This window comes from Chitinivibrionales bacterium (assembly GCA_035516255.1).
In the GTDB taxonomy this organism is placed as follows: Bacteria; Fibrobacterota; Chitinivibrionia; order Chitinivibrionales; family FEN-1185; genus FEN-1185.
On the sequence record DATJAL010000021.1, the window covers coordinates 1 to 12,624 of the forward strand.

Here is a 12,624-nt window from a genome sequence, read left to right on the forward strand (position 1 = left end):
GGAGCTGGGGACGGTGCAGCAGTATGGGACGGGCGAGGTGGCATGGAACTGCAGGTCGGTCGACGGCCAGCCGGTTGCGGCCGGGGTTTACGTGCTGCGCATGACGGCGCAGGGAAGGAACAAGCCGGTCGGCGTTTTTGAGAAAAAGATGACGTTCATGCCGTGAAAATGTTGACCGTTGACTATTGACAAGGGAGATTATATACTGAAAACAGATAACTGGCAAATTCTGATAGGAGGAACCTTCCTGAAGGGATGTATCGCAGGGTAAGAACGGGACATCCTTTTTGTTTTAAAATGCCGCATTACTAGTAATCAAAAAAGGCGGGTCACACTATGGTGAAAAAAATAGCAGCCATTTTATTCATCGCCTCAATCGCCGGTTTCGCACAAAACAGCCCCATCATGATCTCAGGATCATGCCTTTCGCCGGTGACGGTCCAGATAAAATTCACCAACTACCAAACTGTAGCGCCGCCGTCGCCCCTTGTTTCAGCAGATTCGGTGGGCCTATGGTATAAAGCGGGCGCGCTTCCGCCGTCGCCGTCGCAGTCCAATTTTATCAAATACTATACGCTGCAGCAGATGCTTTCGCGGGGTAGCGTGTTTGCAGATACCATAACGGTCCCTCAGCTTGCCGCAGGCGACAGCATGTGCGGTTTCATGAACGCGGTGCTATGGTCGGACAAAACAACGAGTTCTTTCAGCGCCGGCAACGGCTGCCTCGTGCTCATGCGCGACACCTTTCCCATTCCGAACGACCTTATCATATCTGGTGTCTATGTTCCCGATGACACCGCGTGGATTAATCTTGACAATCTCGCTTCTATTGACACGTCGCGTATTGACACTATAGGGATATGGTACGGTCTCGTGAACGATTCGGCAAATTTCGGCGACAACAGTTCCTGCCGGTGGGTTTCGGCCCGGGATGTCATACAGGCTGGCATCCGGTACAAGTTGGCCATCGTCAACCCTATATTCAACATCGTGGAAAAAACGGTTTATGCGGCGGTGGTCTGCAAGGGCAAAAACGACCGCATGAGTCCTGTGAATAAAACCAGCTTTATCGTGGGAAAACCGAGGCCGGTAAACCCCGTTAATCTCTTTGCAAAGACTCTTTCTGCGGCACGTATAATGCTTTCATGGAACAATATTGCAGGCACCGGCGCGGAAAGACTGATCATATGGTACCGTCCGTTCCTGCCGGTGCCGCTTGTGTACGATGTTTCGGCGCTGGGTCTCGATTCCGTCGTTCCGTCAGTCGCGGATACCCAAATCACCGTATCCGGATTGCTCGAAAAGGCCCGTTACTATTTCGGGGCCCAGATTTATAAAGGCGGGCTGTGGTCTTACATCACCGACAGTGCAAGCGCAAGCGATTCGACTGACCCCGCCTGCTGCGGTCAGGGTGTTTCCGGCAAAGGCGCCCACCCTATAAAACCGTATGTCAATGTCGCCAGGACAATCGAAGGTGTGGCTGTTTTTTGTGGCGACTACGGCAGGGGAGAAGTAAGCGCGGCGGTGTATTCGGCGAGGGGACAGGAAATCGCACGGATGAACAATTCGGAAAATGGACGGAATATGATGACGTGGAATTTTACTGACAGAAATGGCAACCATGCAAAGAATGGGATATATCTGATGGAGATCAAAGCAGGATCTACGATAATCACACAGAGAATTATTTTAACGCGATAATACGTCGACTACGAAGTCCGGTCATACTCTATTTGAAAATAAAAAACGGCTGGCGACTCTCACCGCCAACCGTCAACTGTCAACCGCCAACTATCTTCTAAAGCCCTTCGCTCTTCTTCTCGCCGCTGTTCCCCACGATCCTGCTTCCCAGGATCTGGTTGTCGGATCCGTACATGCAGCATGGCTGGTTTGCGTCTATTTTAAAATCCAACTTCATGCGGGGCGAGGAAAATTTTGGGTCAAAAGAGAAATTCTCGGGCGGAATAATGCGGCTCACCGCGAGATTGCCGAACAGGTCGTTCCTGATGAGCTTTGTGTGGCTGGAGGTGGGCGTAAGCTTGACGCCCTGGCGTTCGTTGAAGGTGATCATGTTGTTCTCGATGACCACGTCGGAGCTGCCGCCCAGCGCGATGCCGTTGTTGCCGTTGAACGCGACAGTGTTATGGTTGATGGACGCCGCGGTCGAGCGGATGTCCCATCCCTGGATGCCCGACGCCCTGTTGAAAACGATGATGTTGTCTTCGATCTTGGGTAGGTGCCGCACGCAGATGATGCCGGTGCCCCAGTTGCCCGTGATGCGGCAGTTGAGGATGGCGTTGCCGGCGTCTTTCGAAAACACGCCTATGGTGCCGCCGCGTATCTCAAAGCCGAGTATCGTGCTGTTGGCCGAGAGTGAGACCACCGTACCCTTGCCCGGGCCGTTGATGACGGCCTTGAAATTGTTGCGCGCGGCGAGCGTCACGCCAGCCTTGACAAATACGATCTCGTTGTAGATGCCGTCGGAGACCCACACCGTGTCGCCGGACTTGGCGCTGATCATGGCCTGCCCGATGGTCTTGATGCCCACCGAGGGGACCGAAACGGATTCGCCGCCCTGGACGGGCGCCCACAAAAGAAAGCCCGCCGCGCAAATCACGGCGATGGTCGGGAAATAAAAACGAAGGGGGTTCATACGCACTCCATGCTTAGGTTAGTAGGATGCCCGTGCACCGATTTCCTCATTATTGGCCAGCAGGCGCTTGAGCGGTGAATCGGCCTGCAGGGAAAAATCGAGCTTGTCGCGCGGCGCGGTGAATTTCGGGTCGGCGGTAAAATTGTCGGGCGGCAGGTTGCCCGACGCGCCGTTCTGGTAAACATCGTTGCCGGTCTGGCTTGTTTTCACCCGGTCCATTGCCTTGACGCCCGCGTTCTGGTTGAACGCGATGATGTTTTTCTCGATGACAACGTTCGACGCGCCGCCCACCGCGATGCCGTTGTTCTGGTTGTAGGCGATGGTGTTGTGGTTGACGGTGGACGACGTGGACGAAAGGTTCCATCCCTGTATGCCCGAGCCCTTGTTGTAGACGATGAGATTGTCCTGGATGAGCGGCACGTCGCCCACGCAGATGACGCCCGACTGCAGGTTCCCGGTGATGCGGCACTTGACAATTGCATTGCCCGGCCTGCTCGACGAAACGCCCACGGCGCCGTTGCGGATCTCAAAACCGCACACGGTGGCGTTGCCGCCGAGGGTCACGGCCGCGCCCTTGCCGCCGCCGTCCAGCACCGCCTGAAACTGTTTCTGCGCCCTGAGGACGACATCCGCCTTCACCATCACCGCGCCGGTGTAGACCCCGTTCGCGACGACCACGGTATCCGATGCCTTCGCCTTTATCATGGCAAGCGCTATAGTTGAGGCATCGGCCGACGGCACCATAATCACCTGTCCCGCCGACAGGGGCGCGGCAAGTGCGCCGGCCGCAAGCAGAACGATAACCGCACGCGCGGAGCGTCTAAAATTCATGACGTTCTTTTTTTCTATGCCGTTCATGCGCTAGTGTCTGATTCCGATATTCATGCGGATGCTCTGTGTCCTGCCGTTTTCAAAGTCTTCGATGGTGACCCGCGCCAGATAGGTGCCTGCCGAGGCAATGGACCCCTTTCTGGTCTTCCCGTTCCATATAAAGTACAATTTGGCATTGGTGACATCGACGGTAAGATCGGATTTTTCAACAACCGTGTTGCCCACCGCATCGAATATGACGACCGTGCCCCGGATCTGATTCGAGGCGAGCTTTGCCTTGATGGCGGGCAGCAGCGATACCTCGAGCCGCGTTCCCGGACGCTGGCTGGTGCCGTTCGCCGGAACAAGGGTCTGTCCGGGCACGAACGGATTGCCGATGGTGATCGAATTGACAATTTCAGACACGTCGCCGCACAGCGACAGAATAAACGTAGGCCGGCCGGTCTCGACAAGACTGTCGAAGCCCGAGAGGGTATTCGGCGGAAACACATAAACAAACCGGTCGTCGTACTTCACCACGGTCGGGCTGGTGCTTGTGAACTGGTAGGGTCCTTTTTCCGTATACAGAGAGAAAAGGTAGTCCGGGTCGAGCGGCGGGCTCACGTTGAGCACGGGCTCGCTGAAATACACGCGGAGCGAGTCGGCATTGGGCGCGGGCGAAAAGCACACGCTCTTGATGACCGGAGCGGCGCCGTCGATGATCTGCGCCACGAAAATGGGTCGTCCGTCGGCGGTCACGCTGACGTTGGTGAGGTTTATTGTCGCGCTGGACCAGCCGGTTTCGAGCGTGGTGCCGGTGTTTTCCGTAAGGTAAACATGGATCGTGCGGGTGCCGTCCGCCGCCATGGAGCTCGCGGTGAGGGTGACCAGCTTGCCCCCGTCATCGGACACGATGCTCATCGATTTAATGAGCTGCAGCACCGTGGGCAGCGCCGCGCCGAGCGCGACGGAATCGGGGAGCGTGAGGTCGATCTGGTCAAGGTGACCGTTGTGATTGTTGTCAAGCAGCGTGGCCGTGACCGGCACCGGCGCGTTCGGACTCTTGCAAACCACGGTCGCCGTTCCGGGGATCAGCGTACCCTCGCTCGCGGTGAGCACGGTGTTGCCGTACGACACCTCGGCCACGCGCGCGGCCCATTGTTTGCCCGACAGCGGGGTGACCGACGCTATACCCGGGTTAGCCATGGTCCATGTTGCGTTGTTTGCAAACCGCACAAAGTTGCCGAAGCTGTCGCGCACCACTGCGTAAACGGTGGCCGAAACGGTGCGGTCGACGGTGATGGTGGACACCGGCAGGTCTTTGCGCGACCTGATCGCCGCAAGCGAATCGGCCTCGATCACGATGTGGCTGCCGGCCGCCGGACAGATGAACACCTTTATTGACGTCGTGAGAACCTTGCTCGGGTTGGACGGATCGACGAACTTCGCCGTAATGACGACGTACCCGTTCGCCTCGGTGGGCGTGAACCCGGTTGACGGGCCCGTCGTCGTGGAAAGGATAGGATTGCCCATGGTGTCGGTCATGGTCCAGGTGATGAGGTTGTCGTTGGCGGGAACCCAATTGTAAAGGCTGTCGAACACGTGCGCATAGATGGTGAATCGCTGCCCTGCGGTCGCGGAATCGAGCGTGCCGAGCATGGGGTTGTCGGGCGTGTTGGGAGTTCCAGGTTTTGCGAAAAGCTGCAGATAACCGGGCGGGGTAAATAAATTGGTGGTGATCTTAATGTCGGAGGCGACTGTGTGGCGCTCCGCGTAGAATAAGTCGAAGTTGTATTTATGGCCCACCTGCATGCCCGTAGGGTTGTTGTTATCCAGGTTGAGCGCTCCGTTCGCGGTCTGATGGACGCCGCCGAGGTCCATGGCCAGATGGCCGTTGATGAACGCCCATACGTCATCGTCACCGGCGAAATTGAACACCAGCCCCTTTTCGTAGGTAAAGGCCGAGTGGAGCTCCATGGTGAACGAATAATTGTGCGGCAGCCCCTCGTTTCCGAATCCCCTTCCGTCGAGCAGGAAGAAATTCGGATTGTTATACTGGTAAATGCCGTTTCCGATATGGACAAACGGGAGAGAATCCTGAATCACGACGTTTTTGAATGCCGTGTCGTAGTTGACGGTCACCATGCCGGTGTACTGAATGGTTGCGTTGTTCCCGCCGCCGGCGGTGATCACATAGTTGGGGATCGTGAAATCGCCGGGCTGCCACGGCCGGTACCATTTTGCAATTTCGTAATTCCTGTACGGAACGGGGCCGAGCATCGGCTTTCTACTGTTATCAAGGGTATCGGCCACCATGCCCGTGTGCACTCCGCCGTCATTCGGCTGTTCGAATTCCGGGTTGCTGCCGTCGCTGTGGAAATCGTAGAAGGTGACCGGCATCCAGATCGTGTCCGGATAGTTCTGAGCGCGCAATTGAAGCGCTAAAAACAAAACAAGAAACCAAGGAAGTTTTTTCATAAAGCCACCTTCTTTTTTGCCGCCGGATTTTTCCCGACAGCTATGGCGCATACACTATGGCCACCCCCCACGGGTGGTGGAAATACCCACTCGTTATAATATAAGTATTTTTCTTTTTAAAAGCATAAAACGGGATACAATGATTTTTTTCTATAGCAATTTTTTTGTGGAGGAGGTTCAGCCTGTCTCATGACTACTTAAATGATCATGGCGCCCGCCGGTCACGGCACCGATTCTCCCTCCGGTCTCGCCTTCGGCTCGGGCTGCCACGGCCCCTATATGCCTGACGGCGAGGGCCGGGCAGCACCGCGCTCCAGCACGGCCTCCGGTCGCCCCTGGCGCGGGAACATCATCCTTGCCTGTATACTCAGATCCTGGGTGCAGGCGGCAATTCCAAAATTATGTTAAGGGCGTTGAAAAATAATTGTAATGTAAATGATTACCACTTGGTGTACGGGCCGGGGTGAGGTTATTGATTGAAGACGAATTATTTCCTTATCCCGATATTAATCCGGATAGATTGTTTTCTATCCCGCACAAAATCCTCAATGAGAATCCTCGCCAGGTACGTCCCGGGAGCTGCCCACGAGCCCCTTCTCGTCCGCCCATCCCAGATCCAGTACAGTTTGACATTGGTCATGTCCGGATTCATTGCCTCTTTGTCAACAACGGTGTTGCCCACGACGTCAAAAATCGTGACCGTGCCCCGCACCTTGCCTGAGGGAAGGTCCTGGGCCACGGCCCGAAGGAGCGTCACCTCGATGCGCGTGCCGGTGCTCGGGTCATTGGGGCCGGGCCGCTGCAACGGTGGTATGAGGGTGGCGCCGGGCACAAACGGGTTTCCCGCGGCGCGCGAAGAGACCACGATGGACACGTCGCCGCACAGCCCGAGCGGAAACGCGCGGCTCCCGGATTTGACGCTGTCCTGGTTGGTGAGCGTGCCCGGCTGGCTGAAGGCGTACAGCATTTTATCCTCGGATGTTGTGACCGTGACCGTTGACGAATTTATTGCCACCAGGCTGCCGTCGTTTTTCACCACCGTGACCACCGTGTATTCGTTGATGGGTGTCCCCGCGTTCGCGACGGGCTCGCTGAACACCACGCGGAGCGTGTCCGCCTGCGGCATGGGAACAAAGCAGACGCTCTTGACCACGGGTTCCGCTCCGTCAATGATGTTGGCGATGTAAAAGGCGCGCTTGTCCGTGGTCATTTCAACGTTGGTGAGGGTGAGGTCGGGCGGTTTTATCCAGCCCGTTTCCAGCGTCGGGCCAGTGTTCTCGACAAGAATGATATGCAGGGTATGGTTGGCGCCGGAAACGAGCCCGGCGGGCTGCAGTATCACGGTCTTGCCGCCGTCGTAGCTCACGATGCTCGCCGACGACAGAAACTGCTGGACGGTCGGCAGCGCGCTTGTCAAGGTCACCGAATCGGGGTACACGATGTCGATCCGGTCGAGATGGCCGTCTGCATTGGTATCGAGCAGGATCGCGGTCACCGGTATCGCCGTGTTGGCACCGGTGGCCGAGACCGGCGCGGTTCCCGGCGAAAGCCCGGACTCGCTCGCCGTGAGCACGGTGCCGCCGTAAGAGAGCTCCGAAACCGTTGCCGTCCATTGCGCGCCGGACTTTGGCGCGGCGGCGGCAATGAGAGGGTCCCGGATGCTCCATGACGCGTTTGTGGCGAAACGCACGAAGTTGCCGTACTGGTCGCGGACAACGGCGTAAACCGTGGCCGGGGTGTTTCGGTCAACCGAAATTACCGGAATCGGCCTGTCGTTCGTCGTGTTGCGGGCGAGCGAATCGGCTTCTATCACAATGTGCGTTCCCGGACCCGGGCTGATATACACGGCCAGAGATTTTGAAATGATTTTTGACGGGTTCGCCGGGTCCTTGAAAGTAGCGGTGATCGTGACCGTGCCGAACGCCTTGGTGACCGTGAATGCGGTCGAATCGCCGGCGGTGGTGGTGCTGAGAATGGGATTGCCGAGATTGTCGGTGACGGTCCAGGTCACGAGGCTGTCGTTGGTGGGCTGCCAAACCTGAAGGCTGTCAAAGACATGGGCGTACACGGGAAAACCTTGGCCCGCAACCGCAGTGTCAATTGAACCGAGCGGCGGGTTGCCGGGAGTGTTGGGTGCTCCGGGCTTACCGTACAGCTGCAGATAACCGGGCGGCGTAAAAAGGTTGGTGGTGATCTTGATGTCCGATGCCACGACATGACGCTCGGCGTAATACAGGTCAAACGAATATTTTTTTCCCACCTGCATGCCGGTGAGATTGTCAAGATTCACCGATGCCGCCGATGCGCTGTGGATGCCGCCCAGGTCTATCACTTTCTGACCGTTGATGAACACCCATACGTCGTCGTCGCCCTCGAACTGGAACACGAGGCCCGGCTGGTAGGTGAACGTCCAGTGCAGCTCCATGGTGAAACTGAAATTGTGTGGCGGGTTCTGGCCTCCCGGGTCGTCGGCGCCGAAACCTTGTCCGTCAAGCACGAAAAAACTCTGGTTTGAATACTGGTAGATCCCGTTTTGCTGATGGGTGAACGTGAGCGACTCCGGAAAAACGATGTTTTTATACGCCGTGTCGTAGGCGACGGTGTTGACGCCCGTGAGTGAGCCGTCCTGGGCATAGGTGGGAATGGTGAAATCGCCCGGCTGCCACGGCCTGAACCATTTGGCAACGTAATAGCTGAAATAACAGGCGCTGCCGGCAACTGGTTTTCCCGAAGCATCGAGCGTGTTTTGAACCTCGTTAGGTACCACGCCGGTGCCCACGGCATTGATGCCGTAACCGGATTTTAATCCGGGCTCGAAATCCGGGTTGCTCCCGTCCCCATGAAAATCATAGAACGTTACTGGAATGGTGATGGTCGGAGGATAATCCTGCGGTTGTGCCTGAAACGTAACAACAATAATTATTGATAAAAAGAAGATGCTGCGACGGAGGGGGGTGTTTTCCATCATGGAATACCTTCTTTTCAAACGTGTTGATTATAAGTGGTAACTACATGATCAACCAGCTTGAATAAATGTTACGCCTGCAGATTGACCAGTCCTATCCAATAATATAAACAATTTTTTTGACATTTGTTATTAAAGTGGGGGGATTGGAAGCTGTTAAAAAAATCTTAGCGGAATTTTTCTTTGGTATAAAGCATATTTCCTGAACGCATACGAGGCCTTCGCAAGCAGGCTGGATAGACAGAGGGACGATACTGTGTAACAATATGAGGGATCAAAATAGCAATTGATGTGGCAACCTTCACAGAATAAATAACGGCCCTGAAATTTTATCGCTTCAAGCCTCTGAGGGCTGTTAAGTACTTTATCGAGTGAGTCCTGCACCGGGACGAATTCAGTTGCGTGGTGATAGCAGGGAAGCGCGAGCCGGTTTTCCGGTGTTATCACGATTGCGGCGGATGCGGCGCGGCAGTAATTGCGTCCCGGTTTGTTCCCGCCCATGAAACGAAGTTTGAGATGCGCCCGGTTAAGGTAAACGCCGGGTTTGCCGGCCCATGCGAGCGCGGCCCCATGCGTTGCACGGCTCGCCATGTCTTTTCCGTCAATTGAAAACACCGGATCGAGGATGACCATGAGCTTGTTTTTCCTGGCAAGCGCATAGACACCGGAAAAGGAATTGATGTTTTCATTCGTATAGGTAAAGAGAATGTCGGGCGCAAGGTTGTTCGACAAGGCAAGGGGGATGCTCTCAAGGACCTTGTTGTAAGATTCCGAGCCGCGCAGTTTGTCGTGGAGCGCCTCATTGTCCGCGTCAAGGCTGAAATGGAGCAGGTCGACGAGTCCGTTGAGCTCGCTTGCCCTTTCCGGGAAACAGATGCAGTTGGTCGTTACCGAGGTGATGAAACCAATGCGTTTTGCCTCCCTGAGAAACACGGGCAGATCGGAATGCAGCAGCGGCTCTCCTCCTGTAAAGTCAACAAAGGAGCATCCTGCCTGCCGTGCCGCGGCAAGGTTGGCCGCAACATCGCCGCGGACCGCATCAACCTTCGGCTTGTCTTTCCAGATCGAGCAGAAAGCGCAGGCGGCGTTGCACCGGTTGGTGATGAAATAGTGGAGCAGCAGCGGCTTCAAAGTTTTCTCCCTTTCCATTCCGCCTTCGGCGTGATGAAAAAAGAAAAAAGAAGAACCACGGTTTCAAACAACATGACCGGATAATAAACTGGAAACAAGAACGCCGATTCAAGGGAGTTCATTTTCTTGAAGGCGGATTGCAGATAGAACATGGTCAGCAGAAAATTTGCAATACACACTATCGAACTTGAAAAAGGAAGCAGTCCGAATAAAGCGGTAAGAAAGGCGAAGTTTTGCACGGTCAGCAGCAGTCCTGCCGGTAAAAGCGCCGAGGTAAATGAAAACCCGCCGCGCGCCCACCTGATCATTTGAAAATAAAATTGTCCAAACGTTGCGCAGGGGAGGGTGGATGCCTTTGCCGAAAACGGGACTGCCGACTCGACCGAATACCCATGCCGTTTGAACGCCCTGTACAAATCGCGGTCTTCAACGATGCTGTACCCGATTTTTGCCTGGCCGCCGAGCGCAACGTACGCTTTTTTTCTGATAAGTAAATTATTCCCCATGCATGAGCCGGCAATGCCGGCCTTGTGGAACGAGTAAGCGGCCGCAAAGAGAAATGCGAGCTGGAACCGCTGGGCCCAGGCAAACGGCCCCCTGCCCGTTACCGTCGTGTGACCGAAGATAAAATCCGCGCCCGGGATCGCCTGGGCGGCCCAGGAGGCGAGCCAGTCCTTGTCGAACGACATGTCGGCGTCGCTGAAAACGCACCACTCGAAACGCGCCTCGTTTACTCCTTTGTCAAGGGCCTGCTGTTTGCTGGTGAGGTGCAGGCTTTTGTCAAATACCGAATCGATGATCCTGAGCCGGGCGGGAAAATCGCCTTGAAAGGCCGCTGCGGCGTCACGGTAATTGTCGGAGGAGCCGTCATTGACAAGCAGTACTTCCCACTGGCCGGAATATTCCTGACCGGCCAAAGAAGCAAGGAGCGAGGGGAGATGGCGCGCCTCGTTGCGAAAGGGAATGATGATGGAGACCCCTGCCGGACCGTTCATGCCGCTTGACGGCGCGTTGCTGCTCTTCATGAGACTTGCCAGGAGCACGGCAACAAAAACGGTGTAGCATGCAAGGAGAGTCGTTATTACCGTAAAAATCATTGGAACGCTGTCCGAAAATAAAGGAATGGTGATGCTACCGTATTTATGGTATAATAAATATAAGTGCGGACGCCCGGTTTCGGGCGCCTAAAATACGGGCAGAGAGCGTAATTAGCCATGATAAAAGGCATTGGCGTTGACATTGTCGAGATCGGCAGAATAGAAAAAATGATCAGCGCCTACGGCGGCCAGTTTTTGCGAAAGGTGTTTACCAAGGTGGAAATAGAATATTGCGGCAAATTAGCAAAGCCGTCGATACATTTCGCGGGACGATGGGCAGTCAAGGAGGCTTTTTACAAGGCCCTGCCGAGAGAATGCCAGAAAGTGTCAAGCTGGAAAAGCATAGAAGTCCCTGCGGAGGGCGAAAAAGTGCCGATGATTTCCGTGTGCGATCCGGCGCTTGCAAAAGCCATGAGAAAAAACGGCGTCAGGAAAAGTCATGTGACCATAAGTCACGAAAAAACCATGTGCGTTGCAATGGTAATTCTGGAAGGCGGCAGGTAAAAAAATAATTGCGGACAACGAGAAAAATGCTTTTCCGAGGGAGATTCATGGTGCTGAAAAGATGTTGACACTTTAGTACATTTAGGGTATTTTTTAAACATAGATGCTCAGGAGGACGTATGCAAGGTCTTGTTCCAGAAATAGTTAAGCGCTTTCTTATCCTGTGGTTTCCTTTTTTCATGATCGCCACCGCGTTCGGCCAGGAACCGGAAAATAAGGAAGTGACTCCTCCTGAAGAGCCGCCTGCTCCGCCTGCGGCTGCTGCCGCGGCGCCGGTCAATCCGGTGCAGAATGCCGTGCTTGAAGGTATCCAGATTTCAAGCGAACCGGGAAAAGAAGCGGGCGAGAACGTCGTCACCTGCTACTTCATCTTCAGGGACAAACCTTCAAGCTACTTCTATGAAAAAAAACCCAAGATCAATAAATTGGTGTTTGAATTCAACGACACGCAGAAAGGCACGTCACCCATACCCTCCACCAAGCAGCCGCCCATTGACGGGTTCGAAATAGAGCAGAAAAAAATAGACATCAACAAAGAGGTAAAGGGGCTAAATCCAGAATACCATGACATGATAAGCGTCACCTTCAACCTCACCGCGATGCCGATCATAAGCGTCACCGATGAGTATAACGTTATTTCTTTTACCTTCAAGTGGAATCCTAACAATGTGAAGAAGTACATATCCACGGAAGAAAAACCGAACGGCGCCGTGATCGGAACGTCGATTGGCGGCGGCGTTCTTCTTCTGGGAGTCGTGGGCTATTTTTTATGGAAGCGTTTCAATCCGCCGCCACAGCAAGGTGAGGAAATTCTCGACACCACCGACCTGCCTTCACACAAATTATAAAAAATTATTTTTATTGGATAGAAGGGACGTTCAAACGAACGTCCTTTTTTTTTATTGGAACATTATTAACGGAAAGTATTTTAAAATCACGCCGACCCGAAGGGTGAGGGATTTAATCCGCTGCGCGAAGCAAGCGTA

At 54.7% G+C, this 12,624-nt stretch carries 9 protein-coding genes; 3 read left to right on the forward strand and 6 right to left on the reverse strand.

Going from position 1 to position 12,624, the window contains the following annotated elements; genetic code table 11:
- The first annotated feature begins 336 nt into the window (after window positions 1–336).
- Window positions 337–1,701, forward strand: a complete 1,365-nt coding sequence (locus VLX68_07050) for a fibronectin type III domain-containing protein (protein ID HUI91985.1) — start codon at window positions 337–339, stop codon at window positions 1,699–1,701.
- A 97-nt stretch (window positions 1,702–1,798) separates the two neighbouring features.
- Here VLX68_07050 and VLX68_07055 read toward each other — a convergent pair whose 3' ends face one another.
- The 6 genes from VLX68_07055 to VLX68_07080 form a co-directional block, all read right to left on the reverse strand.
- Window positions 1,799–2,653, reverse strand: a complete 855-nt coding sequence (locus tag VLX68_07055) for a NosD domain-containing protein (protein HUI91986.1) — start codon at window positions 2,651–2,653, stop codon at window positions 1,799–1,801.
- An 18-nt stretch (window positions 2,654–2,671) separates the two neighbouring features.
- Entirely contained in the window at window positions 2,672–3,484 is an 813-nt protein-coding gene (locus tag VLX68_07060; protein ID HUI91987.1) for a right-handed parallel beta-helix repeat-containing protein, read from the reverse strand.
- Window positions 3,485–3,514: 30 nt separating this feature from the next.
- A complete protein-coding gene (locus tag VLX68_07065; GenBank protein ID HUI91988.1) occupies window positions 3,515–5,941 on the reverse strand; it encodes a fibro-slime domain-containing protein in 2,427 nt (808 codons plus the stop codon).
- A gap of 487 nt (window positions 5,942–6,428) precedes the next feature.
- Complete coding sequence (locus VLX68_07070) at window positions 6,429–8,909, reverse strand: fibro-slime domain-containing protein (GenBank protein ID HUI91989.1); 2,481 nt, start codon at window positions 8,907–8,909, stop codon at window positions 6,429–6,431.
- Between the two features lie 153 nt (window positions 8,910–9,062).
- Window positions 9,063–10,055 carry a radical SAM protein gene (locus VLX68_07075; protein HUI91990.1) on the reverse strand — a complete coding sequence of 331 codons (993 nt, stop codon included), beginning with the start codon at window positions 10,053–10,055 and terminating at the stop codon, window positions 9,063–9,065.
- Window positions 10,034–11,134 carry a glycosyltransferase gene (locus tag VLX68_07080; protein HUI91991.1) on the reverse strand — a complete coding sequence of 367 codons (1,101 nt, stop codon included), beginning with the start codon at window positions 11,132–11,134 and terminating at the stop codon, window positions 10,034–10,036. The genes VLX68_07075 and VLX68_07080 overlap by 22 nt, the downstream gene beginning before the upstream one ends.
- Before the next feature lie 117 nt (window positions 11,135–11,251).
- On the opposite strand from VLX68_07080, the gene acpS reads away from it, so the two are divergent.
- The gene (gene acpS, locus VLX68_07085; GenBank protein ID HUI91992.1) at window positions 11,252–11,638 is read left to right on the forward strand and encodes a holo-ACP synthase; all 387 of its coding nucleotides are present in this window, start codon (window positions 11,252–11,254) and stop codon (window positions 11,636–11,638) included.
- 119 nt (window positions 11,639–11,757) lie between these two features.
- Complete coding sequence (locus tag VLX68_07090; protein HUI91993.1) at window positions 11,758–12,486, forward strand: hypothetical protein; 729 nt, start codon at window positions 11,758–11,760, stop codon at window positions 12,484–12,486.
- The last annotated feature ends 138 nt before the right edge of the window (window positions 12,487–12,624 follow it).

Bases quoted from the DNA above. Each gene is read 5' to 3' on its own strand.
- VLX68_07070 (HUI91989.1), bottom strand. From the start codon at position 8,909: ATGATGGAAAACACCCCCCTCCGTCGCAGCATCTTCTTTTTATCAATA.
- VLX68_07065 (HUI91988.1), bottom strand. From the start codon at position 5,941: ATGAAAAAACTTCCTTGGTTTCTTGTTTTGTTTTTAGCGCTTCAATTG.
- VLX68_07060 (HUI91987.1), bottom strand. From the start codon at position 3,484: ATGAATTTTAGACGCTCCGCGCGTGCGGTTATCGTTCTGCTTGCGGCC.
- VLX68_07055 (HUI91986.1), bottom strand. From the start codon at position 2,653: ATGAACCCCCTTCGTTTTTATTTCCCGACCATCGCCGTGATTTGCGCG.
- acpS (HUI91992.1), top strand. From the start codon at position 11,252: ATGATAAAAGGCATTGGCGTTGACATTGTCGAGATCGGCAGAATAGAA.
- VLX68_07080 (HUI91991.1), bottom strand. From the start codon at position 11,134: ATGATTTTTACGGTAATAACGACTCTCCTTGCATGCTACACCGTTTTT.
- VLX68_07090 (HUI91993.1), top strand. From the start codon at position 11,758: ATGCAAGGTCTTGTTCCAGAAATAGTTAAGCGCTTTCTTATCCTGTGG.
- VLX68_07050 (HUI91985.1), top strand. From the start codon at position 337: ATGGTGAAAAAAATAGCAGCCATTTTATTCATCGCCTCAATCGCCGGT.
- VLX68_07075 (HUI91990.1), bottom strand. From the start codon at position 10,055: ATGGAAAGGGAGAAAACTTTGAAGCCGCTGCTGCTCCACTATTTCATC.